Raw genomic sequence first — 16,495 nt, 5'->3', positions numbered from 1 at the left:
TCTACGGCGGGGGTCAATACCGTGCGACCATGCCTGCATTGGACATGCCTCACAGACTCGGAAAGGTGAGGCATGGAAGGCTTGCGTTCACCTCGTTCCGTCCACAGTTACAGACCTAAGGGTTCCTTGCATGAGGTCGGCATGATCCGCGAGATTCTGAAGATGGGCGACCCGCGCTTGCTGCGCGTTGCGCCACCCGTGCCCAATGCCATGATCGGTAGCGCCGAACTCGACACGCTGATCGCCGACATGTTCGAGACCATGCATGCTGCGGGAGGCGTCGGACTTGCCGCACCGCAAATCGGTGTCGATTTGCAGCTGGTCATCTTCGGCTTCGATAGCTCCGAACGCTATCCGGACGCCCCGCCGGTACCGCAAACCATCCTGCTCAATCCGGTCATTACGCCGCTATCGCAGGACATGGAAGAAGGCTGGGAAGGCTGCCTGTCCGTGCCCGGCATGCGTGGTGCGGTGAGTCGCTATTCGCTGATCCGCTACGAGGGTGTCGACCCCAAAGGCGGGCGGATCGATCGCAATGCCGATGGTTTCCACGCACGCGTGGTCCAGCACGAATGCGATCATCTGATCGGCCGGCTTTATCCGTCGCGGATCACCGATTTCAGCAAATTCGGCTTTACCGAAGCGCTTTTTCCCGGCATGGAGGTGGTGGATGAATAGCCATCACACCGGCTGCGGATGCAGCACAAACCAAATCATAAAGAGCGCACCTGCAGCAGCACAGTAAATGCCGAACGACGCTAGTCGTCCGCGACCTTCGAAGTAGCGCATCAGGAACTTCAGGCTGAGCCAGGCGGCGATGGCCGTCAGCACTCCGCCTAGGAACGCGTCCGCGAGCTGTCCTGGCGCGTGGAACAGTTTGGGTATTTCGAGCAGCCCGGCGGCGAGGATGATCGGCGTGCCGAGCAGAAAGGAAAATTCGGCGGCCTTTTCCTTGTCCAGGCCAGTAGCCGAGCCGGCGATCATGGTGAGGCCGCTGCGCGAAAAGCCGGGAATCAGTGCGCCGATCTGCGCCAATCCAACCAGAAACGCTTGCCGGAACGTCAGCTTTTCCGGCGGCTTGTGGGCACGCGTGCGTTGCAGGCGATCACCGAACAACAGCAGCACACCATTGACCATCAATGCTAACGCGACGATCTTGAGATCATGGAACAGGGCTTCCAGCCGCTTCTCCAGCAGCAGCCCGATGACGCACGCAGGAATGGTGCCGATGATCAGCGACCACATCATGTGGCCGTCGTCGTTGGGGCGCCCGGTCAACGATCCGAAAAAACCACGCGTCAAGGCGACCCAGCGATGGCGGAAGTATCCGAGCAGCGCGAGCGCCGTGCCCAGGTGCAGGGCAACGAGAAAGGGGATGAGTTGCGGCGCATGCTTGTCGATATGCATTCCGAACAGCGCGGGCACCAGCAGGGTGTGGCCAAGGCTGCTTACGGGAAAGAGTTCCGTGACACCTTGCAACACGCTCAGGAAGATCAGAAACCACAAGCTCACGCATCGTTCCTTTTAAAGTCGGTAGGCCATTATGTCAGCCTGAGCGACTTGCGTGACAAGAGCCGGCTGGCCATCATCATTCGATTCAGGATGGAGATCGCGCATGGGGAAGATGTTGGTTGCGGCTGGAGATGAGCTTGGAATGAGGGGCGCCGGGCCGCGCAATCCAGGCATCGATCTGCTGCGCGGCGTGTCGATTCTGTTGGTCGTGTTGCACCACATCGGTTTACGGATTCCGCTAAAGCGTGGCGTTCTGGCGGGATATTTACCCGAATGGTTGCTCGGCGCCGTCAACTACAACGGTTACGAATCGGTCTTCGTGTTTTTCGTCATCTCAGGGTTCTTGATCGCCGGCAATACCCTGCGTCGCTGGGGCAGCCTGGATCGTGTGGATGCACGGGCTTTTTATGCGCGTCGTTTCGCACGTATTGCGCCTTGCCTGATCGCGTTGTTGGCGGTGCTCGCCGCACTGCACCTGCTGGGTGTCCAGGACTTCGTGATTCAACGCGCAGGACAGACCTTGCCGCGCGCTTTGTTGGCTGCGCTTGGGTTGCATCTGAATTGGTACGAAGGTCATTTCGGCTATCTACCCGGCAATTGGGACGTGCTTTGGTCGTTGTCGATCGAGGAGACGTTTTATCTTGGGTTTCCTGTGGTCTGCCTGCTCATACGCCGCACGTGGGTCTTGGTGCTGATGCTGATCCTGCTCGCGCTTTCTTTGCCGTGGACGCATGCTGCGTTGGTCCATAACGAAATATGGCAGGAGAAGGCCTATCTGCCTGGCATGGCAGCGATTGCGACTGGAGTGCTTGGAGCGTTGATTGCGCGACGCTGGCAACCCCGTGAGCGCTGGGCCATACGAGCGTGGATCGAAGTGGGTTGTGTTGGGCTAGCCGCCATTTTTCTGATTGAGCAGTGGCTCTGGCCTGCGATACACGACGGGTGTTTGCTGCTGCTCACGGTGTCGGTGATGTGTCTGCTCATCGGGCTGCAATGGCGGCAGGCCGACGGCGCATGGCATGCGTGGCGCGGCATGGAATGGCTGCGCTCGTTCGGTAGGTTGAGTTACGAGATCTACCTGAGCCACATGTTCGTGGTGGTTGCCGTGGTCCGTCTGTTCCGGATGTATGGTGCCGACATGAAGTGGGGCGTGCTCTGGTATGTGCCAGCTGTGCCACTCTGCTGGCTGCTCGGCAACGTGGTGTCCCGTTGGATTTCCATGCCTTGTGAGCGCTGGTTGCGCGCGCGGCTATTGGCGTCTGCCTCCAAGCCTTCGCGCGAGATTGTAACGGCGTCTTCCAGCGAAACGGTCTGAGACTACCCGTGCACGCGACCGGGGTCGCGTGCACGTGATGTGTCAATGCGACTTGATCTTGAACTGCTGGGTGAGAAGATCGAGCTTCGTCTTCATGTCTTCAGGTTTATGCGTGCCCTGCGTTCCATAGAAGGCGGTGTACAGCTCGGTAGGCGCATCAGCTGCCGGTGTGTCGATAACACGGGCGATATCCATCTCGTCGCCATCGTTGTACGCCACGCCATCGAACGGATGTTGCTTGTGCAGTAGTTTGCCCCAGCCTTCCTTGAAGTTGTCGTTGAGGTCTGAACTCGGCGCGACATGTCGCTTGATGCTGATGCGATCCGGATCGGTGACGTTCAAGCGAATCTGTATGAGGCCCGCTTCCAGCGCGAACTTGCCGTGATTGTCGTAATAGCCGAAACCCACCGCGAGCATATTGTCGGGTGCCACGGTCTGCAGCGTCGAGGGATAGCTGAAGGCAACGTTGTTCGCGTCGTAGCTGAGGCGCTTGCCGTAGTCGACGTCGATGCGCGTGTCTTTCAATGCGTCCGGCTGCAGCGAGCGATCGGCAAGGAACTCCTTCCACTGCGCGAGCGTGCCGCCGTAATCGACGTTGAAGAAATCGGTCAGCGCCTTCATGTCGATGATGCTGTCGTGCGTGATCATCGCGGGATTGACGCGCATCATGATCGCGTAGCCATCCGGCACCGGCAGCGCGAAGACGACCACTTCCGCATTGATGTGCGGTTGCGGCCACACATACACCTTCCAGTGACGCTGCCAACTGTCGGTGTACGTCGAATCGGTGGTGGGTTTGCCCATGGAAGTGATCTTGATCTTTTCCGGACCGACCTGCCGATACCAGTAGCCGGTCTTAAGGACCAGATCCATCATCTGCTTGGGATCGTGATAGAACGCGGATGCCTTCATATCGTCGGGCCGCCGCAGATGCATCAGGAAATTGTGGCCGACATAGCCACTGGCGACATAGCCGTTGCCGGTGAGTGGAACGCGGTTGAGCTCTCGTCCGCCGTATTCCCATTGACCGCTGCGGTTGTGCCCGATGAGCTCGGGGAAAAAGCTCAACTGCGGCGTATCGTGCAAGATCTCGTTGGAGCCAGCACCATGCGGGAACAGATCGCCGCTCTGCTGTTGCAACAACGCTTGCAGCTGCTGTTCGTTATAGGTGTTCTGCAGCTTCAGGTAAGTGCTGCTGAAGTCGGCGTAACTCTCCGGCAGCGGAAACTGGGACTTGAAGGTGCCGTTCTGATCGTAATCCAGCACGTCCAGCTGATAAGACATGCGCTTGTCCATGACCGCTAGATTGTCCGGCGCCTTCAGCACCTCGCCGATCGGCAGCGCGTAGTTGAGATTTTCGTTGGCCGATTTCATCAACACGACGCCGATCACCTTGCCCTCCTGATCCAACAGCGGCCCACCGCTGTTGCCCGGCGAGGCGGCAGCGGAAAAGCGCATCCATTTCCAGCGGCCGTTTTCTTCCTCCGGAGTGTCGGAGGTGTACAGGCCATCACGAATCACGACGCCCGTGCCGAGTGCATTGCCGACCGCGTAGACCACGCTGTTCAACGCGGGCTTGGTGTTGGTTTCGAGCGCGCCGCCGCCGGGTTGTTCCTTCAGCGAGAACATCACGAAGTCCTGCTGCAGCGAAAACTTCTCGATCTTGTCGAGGGCATACACATGACCGCTGGCGTCGCGCAGCGCAGGCGGGCCAGTGAGATCGCCGATGGCGACCATCAGCACATGGCCGGCGGTGACATAGCGATTGTTGCCTAGCGCGAAGGCGGTGCCAACGGAGAAGTATTTGTCTGTGCGTTCCTGGTAGGGCAGCAAATCCAGCGGCAGCGGCTTTTCATACGTGAGCGGATCGTCGACCGCCTTGGGAATGACTACTTCGAACGTCGCCGCGTTGATCTTCGATACCAGTTCGGGATCGGGACTGGCAGCGTGCGCGCCGCCAATCATGCCTAGGGCAATGATCACCCCACAAAGCGTCAGCGACCACGGATGAAAAAGTTTGGCCATTCTTGCGGCCACGTTTCGAGCCCACCTATTCAATGCCTGCATACGTTCCCTTCGTATGATCGCCCGACCGGCACAAAGCCGATTCACCATGGCGGATACTGACATAGCCCCATGATCCGGGGGAGGGCCGAAAGGTCTGGTGCTTCAGCGATATCGGTTGATGGTGTCGCGTAATTCCAAGGTGGCCGCGCGGGCAGCTTGCGCAAAATCTTCGCCGTTGCCGGCGTAAAGAATTGCGCGGGATGAACTGATCATCAGACCGGTGCCCGCCGGCGTGCGACCGTTGCGGACCACCGCCTCCACGTCGCCACCCTGCGCACCGATGCCGGGCACCAGTAAAGGCACATCGCCCACCAGCGCGCGCACCTCGGCCAATTGTTCCGGCCAGGTGGCACCGGTGACGAGCGCGCAATTACCGTGCGTATTCCAGTCGCGCGCGATCATTTGCGCCACATGCTGATACAGCGGTTTGCCGCCCACATCGAGATCCTGCAGGTCGGCCGCACCGGGGTTGGAGGTGTGGCAGAGCAGGATCACGCCCTTGTCGGCGCGATCCAGAAACGCTTGTACGGAGTCGCGGCCGAGGTAGGGATTGAGTGTTACCGCGTCGGCGCCGTAGCGGTCGAACGCTTCGGTGACGTAGTGCTGCGCGGTGCTGCCGATATCGCCGCGCTTGGCATCGAGGATGACCGGAACACCTGGATGTTTGGCATGGACGTGCGCAATCAACCGTTCCAGTGCGTCTTCGGCGCGCAGTGCCGCGAAATGGGCGATCTGCGGTTTATAGGTGCAGACGAGATCCGCCGTAGCATCGACGATGGCGCAGCAGAATTCGAAGACGGCATCCGGCCGTCCTTTCAGATGTGCCGGAAACTTCGCGGGCTCTGGATCGAGGCCGACGCAGACCAGTGAGTTGTTGCGGGTCCATGCGTGTTGCAGTGCTTGCATGAAGTGCATCGAGCTCTCCCTTTGCCGCCATCTACTCCCTCTCCCCTCCGGGGAGAGGGTTGGGGTGAGGGGACAGTCTTGCGGTGTCGTTAGATCAGAGCGTGGTTCTATTTGGAGGTTCGGGCAAGCCTTGGCCCCTCACCTCAATCCTCTCCCCCGGAGGGGAGGGGAGGCAAACGCAAAAAGCCATGCTTAAGCCAGCTTCTTGTACTTCACGCGATGCGGCTTCGAAGCTTCCTCGCCCAGGCGACGCTTCTTGTCGGCTTCGTATTCGTTGTAGTTGCCGGGGAAGAATTCCACGTGCGAGTCGCCCTCGAACGCCAGGATGTGCGTGGCGATACGATCGAGGAACCAGCGGTCATGCGAGATCACCATCGCGCAGCCGGGGAATTCCAGCAGCGCGTCTTCCAGCGCACGCAGGGTTTCCACGTCGAGGTCGTTGGACGGCTCGTCGAGCAGCAACACGTTGCCACCCTGTAGCAGCGTCTTGGCCATGTGCAAGCGACCGCGCTCACCACCGGAGAGACTGCCGACGATCTTCTGCTGGTCCACGCCCTTGAAGTTGAAGCGGCCGATGTAAGCGCGCGACTGGATTTCGAAGTTGCCGATGGTGAGGATGTCTGCACCGCCCGACACTTCCTGCCACACGTTCTTCTTCGCATCGAGCGCGCCGCGCGACTGGTCAACGTAAGCGAGCTTGACAGTGTGACCCAACTTCACTTCGCCCGAATCAGGTGTTTCGACACCGGTGATCAGCTTCATCAGGGTGGACTTACCCGCGCCGTTCGGACCCATCACACCGACAATGGCGCCCGGGGGTACCTTGAATGACAGATCGTCGATCAGCAGGCGATCGCCGAAGGACTTGCTGACGTTCTTGAACTCGATCACTTCCTGTCCCAGGCGCTCGCCCGGCGGAATGAAGACCTCGTTGGTTTCGTTGCGGCGCTGGTATTCGACCGAGTTCAGTTCTTCGAAGCGGTTCAAGCGTGCCTTGCCCTTGGACTGACGCCCCTTGGCGGCCGAACGCACCCACTCCAGTTCCTTTTCGATGGCTTTCTGGCGCGACTTTTCCTGCTGAGCTTCCTGCTTCAGGCGGGCGTCTTTCTGCTCCAGCCACTCGGTGTAATTACCCTTCCACGGAATGCCGCGGCCGCGGTCGAGTTCGAGAATCCATTCGGCGGCGTTGTCCAGGAAGTAGCGATCGTGGGTGACCGCCACCACGGTGCCGGGATAGTCCTGCAGGAAGTGCTCCAGCCATTCCACCGACTCGGCGTCCAAGTGGTTGGTGGGCTCGTCCAGCAGCAGCATGTCCGGCTTGGATAGCAGCAGGCGGCAGAGCGCCACACGGCGCTTTTCACCGCCAGATAGAGGGCCGACCTTCACGTCCCACGGCGGCAGGCGAAGCGCGTCGGCGGCCACTTCGAGCTGGCGCTCCAGGGCGTGAGCATCGTTCACCGCGAGGATGCTTTCCAGCTGTTCCTGTTCTTTCGCCAGCTTGTCGAAGTCGGCGCCTTCCTCAGCGTAGGCGGCATAGACCTCTTCCAGACGCTTTTGCGCGTCGAGGACGACGGATACACCTTCCTCCACCACCTCGCGCACGGTTTTGTCCGGATCCAGCTGTGGTTCCTGCGCCAGGTAACCGACCTTGATGCCCGGCTGCGGGCGGGCTTCACCCTGAAAATCGGTATCCACGCCGGCCATGATACGCAGCACCGTGGACTTGCCCGAGCCGTTGACACCCAGCAGGCCGATCTTGGCGCCGGGGAAGAAGCTCAGCGAGATGTCCTTGATGATCTGGCGTTTCGGGGGGACGATCTTGCTAACCCCGTTCATGGTGTAGATGTATTGCGAGCTCATGGAGTCTCCGTGGGCGTGCGCGCGGCCGGCCCGGATGGATGGGCAACACGCGGGGCGTGGGTATCAAGCCGGGCATTATAGCGGCTCAACTGCAAATCCCGGTTACGGCGATGGCACCCAGGCATTTGCCTGCCGGCAGGGTGCAACCGGACAGCCATGGTGGCGCCACTTCCTATGAGGGTTTGGTCATTTCCGGGTGTCAGACTTCCTAGTCAATGACGGGCGAAGGTGACCGATGGAAGACGCCAGCGGACTCGAATACCCGAGCGGTTTGCTGGTAAGAGTCCGGCAACTGGACGAACGCATAGGCGTGTGGGCGCACTCGCGCGGCCGCCATGCAGTCGCCTTGCACGAGCTGGTGTGCTTTGGCGTCAAGCAGGCGTCAGCTTGCCTGTTCGGCGGCTGTATGGTCGGTTTGCTGGGTTTGACCTGGGCTTTTTATCCGCACGGCACCGTGCTGCCACGTTACGACTTCCTGACATTGGCGGCAGTGGCGATCCAGTGCGTACTGATTGCCACCCGCCTGGAAAGCCGCGATGAGGCGAAGGTCATCCTGATGTTCCACGCGGCCGGTACGGCGATGGAAGTGTTCAAGACCGCGGCGGGCTCATGGATCTATCCCGAACCATCGCTATTGCATATCGGCGGCGTACCGTTGTTCAGCGGCTTCATGTACGCATCGGTCGGCAGCTATATCGCCCGTGCTTGGCGGCTGTTCGATTTTCGCTTTACGCGGCATCCGCCTTTTATGGCGACGGTGTGGCTATCCATAGCGATCTACGTGAATTTCTTTAGCCATCATTTCCTGCCCGATGTGCGTCCGCTGCTGTTCGTCGCCGTGCTCGCGTTGTTCGGGCGAACCTGGGTTTATTTCCGTATTCGCGACGTGCATCGGCGCATGCCGTTGCTGCTGGGTTTTGTGCTGGTGGCGCTGTTTATTTGGTTCGCCGAGAACGTGGGCACATTCACTTCGGTGTGGCGATATCCGGCGCAGCGTCATGCGTGGAGCATGGTCCCGCTGTCGAAACTCGGCGCGTGGTTGTTGTTGATGATCATCAGCTACGTGATGGTGAGCGCGGTGGCGGCGCGGCGACCGGCGTCGGATGGGAGGGAGGGAGAAGATCCACGCAATTGATGCTTTTCTCGATCCGGCAGCGCCCTGTCTTTGCCCAGGAAAACAAGAGGCTTACGCCGAAGGCTTGTTCTTGCGCGGTGAAGGACGATACGCCTCCATCAGCGCGGCGAACGTGCGCGAATGCAGCGATGCGGCATCGAAGCCTGTCGGCAACAGGCCGGCGATCTCCAGCATCATCGCACCGTGTAGCGAGGCCCATATCTGATGGCCGAGGATGGGCGCATCCGCCTCGATGATGCCTTCGTCGATCATCACTTGCGTATCGGCGGCCATTGTCCGCCACATGCGCGCGTGCGCTTGGCGGTAAGCAGGATCGTTGAGATTGGTTTCGGGGTACTCGAACATCAGGCGATACGTGGCCGTGTCGCTGCGCGCGAAACCGATATAGGCATCGCGCACGTTGCGGCTGCGCGTGCGACCGTCGCCCGGCGTATCCAGCGCGTTTTCCAGCGCTTCGGAAAGACGCTGCATACCGCGCGCACGTATCGCGGTGATGATCTCGTCCTTGCTGCCGTAATAGCGATACGGCGTCATCGTTCCACAACCCAGTTCGATGGCCAGGCGGCGCATGGTGACGGCCGCCGGGCCTTCCTCGACGAACAATCGGGCCGCCGCCTGGCAGATGCGGGCGCGGAATGCCTCGGTTTCGGTTTCGCTGAGCGCTTTGGGCACGAGGATCTTTAATCGGTCGTCGGAACTGTGAGCGTCTTGCGGAAAAAAGACAGCGCGTCCGCATTGAGCTGCGCATGCACCTTGATCCGATCGACGCCAGCCGGGTCGGTGCAGATAACCGGATTGTCTTTGCTCAGATCAGCCGTGCACGGATCGATAAAGACCCAGTGATCCGCGTTGGGTACAACCTTGAAGCCAACCAGTGTCTTCATCCACGGCCGGATGTGTGCTGCATTTTCCGTGGGGATCAGGACGTGATCGTCCTGGCCATAGTAAAGAAACACCGGCCGATCGATTTTGTCGATGCCGGCCTGGTCGAAGATCAAGCTCAGCGGCGCCATCGCGAAGGCTGCTTTGACACGAGGATCGGCAGTGCTGCCCCAGCGCGGAAGATCGTTTTGTATCCTGGCCAGCCATTGATCCATCGTCAGTCCCTGGCTGGCGGCTTCTGCCTCGATCCGCTTCGCGTCGTGACAGACGACATCGTCGTGGGGATAGCGTTGGCAGTAATCGAGAAAGCGCTTGAATTGCGGAACGGCCCCTACGATCAGCAAGCTTGTGTAGCCGCCCGCGGAGAAACCGGCGACGCCGATGCGTGCGGGATCGATCAGGCTTTTCCACTGCGGATCGTCGAGCAGCATGCTGATCGTCGCTTTCACCTGAATCGGTCGTCCTACCAATACCGGCGAATAGCCGACACCACTGGTGTCGTGGAAATTGTCCTTGGGGTGTTCGAGCGTGGCGACGACGAAACCATGGCTTGCCAGATAGGTCGCCAGTTCGTTGTGGCCGAGGTCGGAGCCGCCGTTGCCGTGTGAAATCACCACCAACGGCTTCGCGCCTGCGATAGGCGGAGCGTCGAGCGAGGCGTCGACGTCGTACGGGCCGACCTTGGTAACGCCTTTGGCGTGTGCTGACGGGTAAAACACGTAACCCGGCATCGTGCCGTTGTTGACCGGATCATGGATGGCGATCCGATGGAAACCAACACCCGTGGTGGCCTGGGCAAAGAGCAGGGCGGGTGCGAGAAGAAACGTCAGGGCAAGCCAGCGCAACGCGTGGGTGGCTCGGGAGCGAACGGAGGTCATGCGTGTACTCTCCTTCGGTATTGGTTATGTACGGTGTACGGTACGATGTACGCAACTGGCCAGGCAAGTCCCTGCCGGTGGCCGCAAACACCCCCGACCATTACACTTTCAAGTCTCAACCCCGCTTGCTACCCACCACTTCATTCCCACGAGGCACGAATGTTCCCGAAGACCGACACGATCGCCGGCTATGACGATGAACTGGCCAAGGCCATCGCCCATGAAGCCCAGCGCCAGGAAGACCACGTCGAACTGATCGCTTCGGAGAACTACGCCAGCCCTCGGGTGCTGGAAGCCCAAGGTTCGGTACTCACCAACAAATACGCGGAAGGTTATCCGGGCAAGCGCTACTACGGCGGTTGCGAATATGTGGACGTGGCCGAGCGCCTGGCCATCGAACGCCTCAAGCAGCTGTTCGGCGCCACCTACGCCAACGTGCAGCCGCACTCCGGCTCGCAGGCCAACCAGGCGGTGTACTTCGCGCTGCTCAACCCGGGCGACACCATTCTCGGCATGAGCCTGGCGCACGGCGGCCATCTCACCCACGGCGCCAAGGTCAACATCTCCGGCAAGCTCTATAACGCCGTGCAGTACGGCGTGAACGAACAGGGCCTGGTCGATTACGACGAAGTGGAACGCCTCGCCGTCGAGCACAAGCCGAAGATGATCGTGGCCGGTTTCAGCGCCTATTCGCAGGTGATGGACTGGGCACGTTTCCGCGCCATCGCCGACAAGGTCGGTGCCTATCTCTTTGTCGATATGGCGCACGTGGCGGGTCTGATCGCCGCAGGTGTCTATCCCAGCCCGGTGCCGCACGCACACGTGGTCACATCCACCACGCACAAGACCTTGCGCGGACCGCGTGGCGGTTTCGTGATCGCCAAGGATGCCGGCGAAGAGATCGAGAAAAAGTTGCAGTCGATCGTGTTTCCCGGCATTCAGGGCGGTCCGCTGATGCACGTGATCGCTGCGAAAGCCGTTGCGTTCAAGGAAGCGCTGGAGCCGTCGTTCAAGGACTATCAGGCGCAGGTCGTAAAGAACGCCAAGGCGATGGCCAAGACGTTGATCGAGCGCGGCTACAAAGTGGTATCCGGTGGCACTGAAAACCACCTGATGCTGATCGATCTGATCGGTCGCGAAGTCACCGGCAAGGATGCGGAAGCGGCGCTGGGCAAGGCGCACATCACGGTCAACAAGAACGCCGTGCCGAACGATCCGCGCTCGCCGTTCGTCACATCGGGTCTGCGCGTCGGAACGCCTGCCGTCACCACGCGCGGTTACAAGGAATCGGACGTGGTCGAGCTCACCCAATGGATCTGTGATGTGCTCGATGCGCCCACCGACGAGGGTGTGATTAAGTCGGTGCGTGACAAGGTCGCTGCACAGTGCCGTAAATTCCCGGTTTACGGCTGAACCCATGGCCACGCAAGCGCTGCGTATCGGGCTAATTGGTGATCGCGACGACGCTGTCGTCGCCCACCGCGCGATCCCGCTGGCGCTTGCGATGGCTGCCGATGCGACGTCGATTACGGCCGAGGTGCACTGGATCGCTACCGAGACGATTGGCGATGGCAAGTTGCTGGATGGCTTTGAAGCCATTTGGTGCGTACCGGCCAGCCCTTATCGAAGCATGGATGGTGCGTTGACCGCCATTCGCCATGCGCGCGAAGCGCGCAAGCCTTTCCTCGGTACGTGCGGCGGTTTTCAGCATGCTGTCGTCGAATACGCCCGTCACGTGCTGGGCTGGATGGATGCCGAGCATGCCGAAACTGCGCCGGATGCAGCGCGTCCCGTCATCGTGCCGCTCAGTTGCGGATTGGTCGAAGTGCGCGATGCAGTGCGCCTGCTACCGGGTTCGCGTATCTCGGCTGCATACGGCACCCAGGTGATCGAAGAGGGTTATCACTGCCGTTACGGGCTGGGCAGCGGATTCCGCGAGGCGATTGCCGCCCAACCCTTGCGCATCACGGCCGTGGACGATCAGGATGATGTCCGTGCGCTGGAGCTGGAGGGCCATCCGTTTTTCGTCGCCACCTTGTTCCAGCACGAACGCGCCGCGTTGAGCGGCGTCTGTCCGCCGCTTGCGAGAGCATTTTTACAGGCAGCGAGCGATCTGCGCGTTGAGAAGGCCGCCTGATCCATGCACTGTCCCTTCTGCCAGCATGAAGACACCCGCGTGATCGATTCACGCCTCGCTGAAGACGGTGCTACCGTGCGCCGTCGTCGCGAGTGTCCGCAATGCGGCGAGCGCTTCAATACGTTCGAGACGGCCGAGTTGAAGCTGCCGGCGATCGTGAAGAGCGGTGAACGGCGCGAAAGTTTCGACGAACGCAAGCTGCGCATCAGCTTCGAGCGCGCATTGCAAAAACGCCCCGTGGCAAGCCATGCCGTGGATGCAGCGGTGCGTGCGGTGATCGACGATTTGCGCAAGAGCGGCGAACGCGAAGTGACATCGCGTCATGTCGGCGAACTGGTCATGCGCGAGTTGAAGAAACTCGACCAGGTCGCTTATGTGCGCTTCGCCTCGGTCTATCGCAAGTTCGAGGACGTGCACGCATTCCGCGAAGAGATCGAGAAGCTGGAGCGCGATTTGCCCGGCTTGGAAAACCTGCAGCTTTCATTGCTAGGCGAAGCTGCGGCCGCCGCAAAGCGCGGCCGCAAAAACTGAGCGAAAAGTATCGCCGCTGACGGCGACTAATTCAGGCTTTCCAGCCACGCCTCGTCCGAACCTTCTTCTACACCCTCGAACAGGAACGTCGACAGATAGCGTTCGCCGGTGTCGGGCAGCATCGCAAGAATCACGCTACCTTGTTCCGCCGTTTCCGCAAACTTGAGCGCAGCAGCCACCGTCGCGCCGGCGGATATTCCGACGAAAATACCTTCCTCCTGCGCTAGACGGCGCGCGGTGTCGCGGGCAAGCACATCGTCGACGGGCAAATCCACGTCGAAGATTTTGCGATTGAGTACGTCAGGGACAAAATCCGGCGTCCAGCCTTGGATCTTGTGCGGCTGCCACGGCTGATCCTTGAGCAGCGGCGCACCGGCCGGTTCGGAGGTGACGATTTTCACACCGGGCCGGGCAAGCTTGAGCATCTCACCTACGCCAGTCAGCGTGCCGCCGGTGCCCCAGCCGGTGACGAAAGCATCCAGTCGGCGGCCGGCGAAGTCGCGCAGGATTTCCGCTGCAGTCGTGCTGCGGTGATAGGCCGGGTTCGCGGGATTCTGGAACTGCCGGGGCAGGAACCAACCGTACTTCTCCGCCAGCGCTTCGGCGCGTCTGACCATGCCGCTGCCGCGTTCGGCGCCGGGCGTCAGGATGACCTTGGCGCCGTATGCGCGCATCAGCTTGCGTCGTTCGACCGAGAATGTTTCGCTCATGGTGGCCACAAAGCGGTAGCCGCGTGCTGCGCAAACCATCGCCAAGGCGACACCGGTATTACCGGAAGTGGCCTCGACCACCGTATCGCCGGGTTTGAGCAGGCCTTTCTGCTCCGCGTCGAGGATCACGGCGATGGCAAGACGATCTTTTACCGAGCCGCCGGGATTGAACGATTCGACTTTCGTATACAGCGTGATATGAGCCGGCGCGACGCGATGCAGGCGGACAATAGGTGTGCTGCCGATCGTGTCTAGAATGCTGTCGTGGATCATGGGCGTTTCCTTGTCGGAGGCTGCAAGCGTCCAAGCGTACTCCCGCTGTCCGTGACGCGACAAACGGTGCGTAATCGCGCACACTTCATGCCCATGAATCGACGTCCAGACGCTTTCTCTGCCATCGACCACGGACACATGGCACAGGCTCTGCGCCTGGCCGAGCGGGGCCTTTACACCACGCAACCGAATCCGCGTGTCGGCTGCGTGATCGCCAACGGCGAACAAGTGGTGGGCCAGGGCTGGCATCAGCGTGCCGGTGAGCCGCATGCCGAAGTGTTTGCACTGCGCGAAGCGGGCGAACGCGCGCGCGGTGCCACCGCCTATGTCACCTTGGAGCCGTGCGCGCATTGGGGTCGCACGCCACCCTGTGCGGATGCGTTGATCGCTGCGGGTGTCGCGCGCGTAGTGATCGCCGCCGAAGATCCGTTTCCGCAGGTCGATGGCCACGGCATCGCCAAATTGCGTGAGGCTGGCATCGACGTGCAGACAGGGCTGATGCGTGATGCCGCCCGCGAGATCAATATCGGTTTCTTCAGTCGCATCGAACGCGGACGTCCATGGGTGCGCGTGAAACTCGCCATGAGTCTGGACGGCCGCACCGCGCTCGCCAACGGCGAATCGAAGTGGATTACCGGTGAGGCGGCGCGTGCCGATGTGCAACGGTGGCGCGCGCGCAGTTCGGCGATCCTCAGCGGCAGCGGCACGGTGCTGGCGGACAATCCGCACCTTACTGTGCGACTGGACGAGCGCGACGAAGCGCATGCATTCGTGCCGCCATGGCGAGTGATACTCGACCGCCATCTGCGCACCCCGGCGGGAAGCCACGTGCTCGTTGACGGACTGGCCCCGACACTGCTGCTGCACGCTGCGTCCGTTAGCGCGAATGACCGTCGCTTCGAGAGGGTTGAGTGCGCCACCATCGCCGAGCGCGATGAGGCGTTGGACCTCGCTGCCGTTCTGGAGATGCTGGCCGCACGCGATTGCAACGAAGTGCACGTCGAAGCCGGGCCTACCCTGTGCGGCGCGCTGCTTGCCCAAGGGCTGGTCGACGAAGTGCTGCTCTATGTCGCCCCGGTATTCCTGGGCGACAGCGCCCGGCCCCTGCTGCATTTGCCCGTGTTGACCGATATGGCGGGCCGCTGGCGCATGCAAGCCATCGACCAGCGCCAGCTGGGCGAGGATCTGCGCATCCGCCTGCGTCCGCGCACGTGAACGCTGAATCCGGCACCCGGCGCCGATGGCTCGGGCGAGGGGTGCTAAACTGGCGCGGTCGGCCTGGCCGGCATAAACAGACATAACGTCTTCAGGGCGGGGTGACATTCCCCACCGGCGGTAGGTGTCGCAAGACACGAGCCCGCGAGCGCTTCCGGTTCCCTCGGAAGGTCAGCAGATCCGGTCAGATGCCGGAGCCGACGGTTCACGCTGCAGTGGTTCGCAGCGCACAGTCCGGATGAAAGAAGACGGCAGGGCGCACCGCGCAAGCGGATGCGTCGGCCTCATGCCTTGGGGCGTTCCCACATGGGTTTGGCGTGGAGAACGTTTCATGATTACGCGTCGTTTCAAGCTTGTTGCCACCTCCGCGACGGAGGTGCGCTGATGTTTACCGGCATTATTCAAAGCGTAGGCCGCATCGTGCGGCTGGAATCGCGCGGTGGCGACGTGCGGCTGCATGTCGATACCGCCGATCTCGATCTTTCCGATGTGCAGCTTGGCGACAGCATTGCCGTATCCGGCGTATGCCTGACCGCCGTGTCGCTGGATGCCCGCGGATTCGGTGCCGACGTTTCCAACGAAACGCTGTCGCTCACCACGCTGGGCAAGCATAAAGCCGGTGATCCGGTGAATCTGGAGAAAGCCCTGCGCCTGGCCGACCGCCTGGGCGGTCATCTGGTGTCCGGGCATGTCGATGGGGTGGGCAAAGTCGTTTCCATTACGTCGGATGGCCGTTCGCAGCGCTGGACCTTCGAAGTACCGGCGCAGCTTGCGCGCTACATCGCTTCGAAAGGCTCGATCTGCATCGACGGCACCAGCCTTACCGTCAACGAGGTTGCCGGGAATCGCTTCGGTGTGAACCTTATCCCCCACACAGTGGCACACACAGCATTCCATGCGCGCCGTGGCGGTGATGCGGTGAACATCGAAGTGGACGTGGTGGCACGCTATATCGAGCGGCTGATCGGTAGCGGCGAAGCGCCGCGGATCGACGAGGCGTTTCTCAAGCAGCACGGCTTCGCGTGATTTTCAACTCGCTTCCTCCGCGTAGGCGGTGAGCATCAAAGGAACAAG

Annotated in this window: 15 protein-coding genes and 1 riboswitch; of the genes, 8 read left to right on the top strand and 7 right to left on the bottom strand. The window is 61.0% G+C overall.

Annotated features, from left to right (window positions below):
- The first annotated feature begins 141 nt into the window (after positions 1-141).
- Positions 142-678 carry a peptide deformylase gene (def, locus tag QQL64_RS13980; RefSeq protein ID WP_284400790.1) on the top strand — a complete coding sequence of 179 codons (537 nt, stop codon included), beginning with the start codon at positions 142-144 and terminating at the stop codon, positions 676-678.
- Between the two features lie 3 nt (positions 679-681).
- Here def and QQL64_RS13975 read toward each other — a convergent pair whose 3' ends face one another.
- On the bottom strand, positions 682-1,512 hold the full coding sequence (locus QQL64_RS13975) for an undecaprenyl-diphosphate phosphatase (protein ID WP_284400788.1): 831 nt from the start codon (positions 1,510-1,512) through the stop codon (positions 682-684).
- A 103-nt stretch (positions 1,513-1,615) separates the two neighbouring features.
- Here QQL64_RS13975 and QQL64_RS13970 point away from each other — a divergent pair, with 103 nt between their 5' ends.
- On the top strand, positions 1,616-2,827 hold the full coding sequence (locus QQL64_RS13970; protein ID WP_284400786.1) for an acyltransferase family protein: 1,212 nt from the start codon (positions 1,616-1,618) through the stop codon (positions 2,825-2,827).
- 42 nt (positions 2,828-2,869) lie between these two features.
- Here QQL64_RS13970 and QQL64_RS13965 read toward each other — a convergent pair whose 3' ends face one another.
- From QQL64_RS13965 to ettA, 3 genes are all read right to left on the bottom strand, one after another.
- Positions 2,870-4,852 (bottom strand): S1 family peptidase, encoded by a 1,983-nt coding sequence (locus QQL64_RS13965; protein WP_284400784.1) that lies wholly within the window; start codon positions 4,850-4,852, stop codon positions 2,870-2,872.
- Between the two features lie 144 nt (positions 4,853-4,996).
- On the bottom strand, positions 4,997-5,809 hold the full coding sequence (gene pyrF, locus QQL64_RS13960; protein WP_284400782.1) for an orotidine-5'-phosphate decarboxylase: 813 nt from the start codon (positions 5,807-5,809) through the stop codon (positions 4,997-4,999).
- 183 nt (positions 5,810-5,992) lie between these two features.
- A complete protein-coding gene (gene ettA, locus QQL64_RS13955; RefSeq protein ID WP_284400780.1) occupies positions 5,993-7,660 on the bottom strand; it encodes an energy-dependent translational throttle protein EttA in 1,668 nt (555 codons plus the stop codon).
- 235 nt (positions 7,661-7,895) lie between these two features.
- On the opposite strand from ettA, the gene QQL64_RS13950 reads away from it, so the two are divergent.
- Complete coding sequence (locus QQL64_RS13950) at positions 7,896-8,795, top strand: DUF817 domain-containing protein (protein ID WP_284400778.1); 900 nt, start codon at positions 7,896-7,898, stop codon at positions 8,793-8,795.
- Between the two features lie 51 nt (positions 8,796-8,846).
- On the opposite strand, the gene QQL64_RS13945 is transcribed toward QQL64_RS13950, so the two are convergent.
- Positions 8,847-9,467 (bottom strand): TetR/AcrR family transcriptional regulator, encoded by a 621-nt coding sequence (locus QQL64_RS13945; protein WP_284400776.1) that lies wholly within the window; start codon positions 9,465-9,467, stop codon positions 8,847-8,849.
- Between the two features lie 8 nt (positions 9,468-9,475).
- The gene (locus tag QQL64_RS13940) at positions 9,476-10,555 is read right to left on the bottom strand and encodes an alpha/beta hydrolase family protein (protein WP_284400774.1); all 1,080 of its coding nucleotides are present in this window, start codon (positions 10,553-10,555) and stop codon (positions 9,476-9,478) included.
- Between the two features lie 159 nt (positions 10,556-10,714).
- Here QQL64_RS13940 and glyA point away from each other — a divergent pair, with 159 nt between their 5' ends.
- The 3 genes from glyA to nrdR are packed head-to-tail and all read left to right on the top strand — an operon-like array spanning position 10,715 to position 13,223.
- Positions 10,715-11,968, top strand: a complete 1,254-nt coding sequence (gene glyA, locus QQL64_RS13935) for a serine hydroxymethyltransferase (RefSeq protein WP_284400773.1) — start codon at positions 10,715-10,717, stop codon at positions 11,966-11,968.
- 4 nt (positions 11,969-11,972) lie between these two features.
- Positions 11,973-12,692 carry a CTP synthase C-terminal region-related (seleno)protein gene (locus QQL64_RS13930; protein ID WP_284400772.1) on the top strand — a complete coding sequence of 240 codons (720 nt, stop codon included), beginning with the start codon at positions 11,973-11,975 and terminating at the stop codon, positions 12,690-12,692.
- Between the two features lie 3 nt (positions 12,693-12,695).
- Positions 12,696-13,223 (top strand): transcriptional regulator NrdR, encoded by a 528-nt coding sequence (nrdR, locus tag QQL64_RS13925; protein WP_284400770.1) that lies wholly within the window; start codon positions 12,696-12,698, stop codon positions 13,221-13,223.
- 26 nt (positions 13,224-13,249) lie between these two features.
- On the opposite strand, the gene cysK is transcribed toward nrdR, so the two are convergent.
- The gene (gene cysK / locus QQL64_RS13920; RefSeq protein ID WP_284400768.1) at positions 13,250-14,206 is read right to left on the bottom strand and encodes a cysteine synthase A; all 957 of its coding nucleotides are present in this window, start codon (positions 14,204-14,206) and stop codon (positions 13,250-13,252) included.
- 93 nt (positions 14,207-14,299) lie between these two features.
- On the opposite strand from cysK, the gene ribD reads away from it, so the two are divergent.
- Both ribD and QQL64_RS13910 read left to right on the top strand, forming a co-directional pair.
- Positions 14,300-15,421, top strand: a complete 1,122-nt coding sequence (ribD, locus tag QQL64_RS13915; RefSeq protein ID WP_404601036.1) for a bifunctional diaminohydroxyphosphoribosylaminopyrimidine deaminase/5-amino-6-(5-phosphoribosylamino)uracil reductase RibD — start codon at positions 14,300-14,302, stop codon at positions 15,419-15,421.
- Between the two features lie 83 nt (positions 15,422-15,504).
- Positions 15,505-15,675: riboswitch (FMN riboswitch) on the top strand.
- 130 nt (positions 15,676-15,805) lie between these two features.
- Complete coding sequence (locus QQL64_RS13910; RefSeq protein WP_284400767.1) at positions 15,806-16,447, top strand: riboflavin synthase; 642 nt, start codon at positions 15,806-15,808, stop codon at positions 16,445-16,447.
- Positions 16,448-16,495: the final 48 nt, after the last annotated feature.

Source organism: Dyella lipolytica, assembly GCF_030160075.1.
Taxonomy (GTDB): Bacteria; Pseudomonadota; Gammaproteobacteria; order Xanthomonadales; family Rhodanobacteraceae; genus Dyella_B; species Dyella_B lipolytica.
The sequence above is the reverse complement of the archived record's forward strand: the minus strand, read 5'-3'. Positions and strand labels throughout refer to the sequence as shown.

Bases quoted from the DNA above. Each gene is read 5' to 3' on its own strand.
- def (WP_284400790.1), top strand. From the start codon at position 142: ATGATCCGCGAGATTCTGAAGATGGGCGACCCGCGCTTGCTGCGCGTT.
- QQL64_RS13930 (WP_284400772.1), top strand. From the start codon at position 11,973: ATGGCCACGCAAGCGCTGCGTATCGGGCTAATTGGTGATCGCGACGAC.
- ribD (WP_404601036.1), top strand. From the start codon at position 14,300: ATGAATCGACGTCCAGACGCTTTCTCTGCCATCGACCACGGACACATG.
- glyA (WP_284400773.1), top strand. From the start codon at position 10,715: ATGTTCCCGAAGACCGACACGATCGCCGGCTATGACGATGAACTGGCC.
- QQL64_RS13965 (WP_284400784.1), bottom strand. From the start codon at position 4,852: ATGGCCAAACTTTTTCATCCGTGGTCGCTGACGCTTTGTGGGGTGATC.
- QQL64_RS13950 (WP_284400778.1), top strand. From the start codon at position 7,896: ATGGAAGACGCCAGCGGACTCGAATACCCGAGCGGTTTGCTGGTAAGA.
- ettA (WP_284400780.1), bottom strand. From the start codon at position 7,660: ATGAGCTCGCAATACATCTACACCATGAACGGGGTTAGCAAGATCGTC.
- QQL64_RS13970 (WP_284400786.1), top strand. From the start codon at position 1,616: ATGGGGAAGATGTTGGTTGCGGCTGGAGATGAGCTTGGAATGAGGGGC.
- cysK (WP_284400768.1), bottom strand. From the start codon at position 14,206: ATGATCCACGACAGCATTCTAGACACGATCGGCAGCACACCTATTGTC.
- pyrF (WP_284400782.1), bottom strand. From the start codon at position 5,809: ATGCACTTCATGCAAGCACTGCAACACGCATGGACCCGCAACAACTCA.
- nrdR (WP_284400770.1), top strand. From the start codon at position 12,696: ATGCACTGTCCCTTCTGCCAGCATGAAGACACCCGCGTGATCGATTCA.
- QQL64_RS13940 (WP_284400774.1), bottom strand. From the start codon at position 10,555: ATGACCTCCGTTCGCTCCCGAGCCACCCACGCGTTGCGCTGGCTTGCC.
- QQL64_RS13910 (WP_284400767.1), top strand. From the start codon at position 15,806: ATGTTTACCGGCATTATTCAAAGCGTAGGCCGCATCGTGCGGCTGGAA.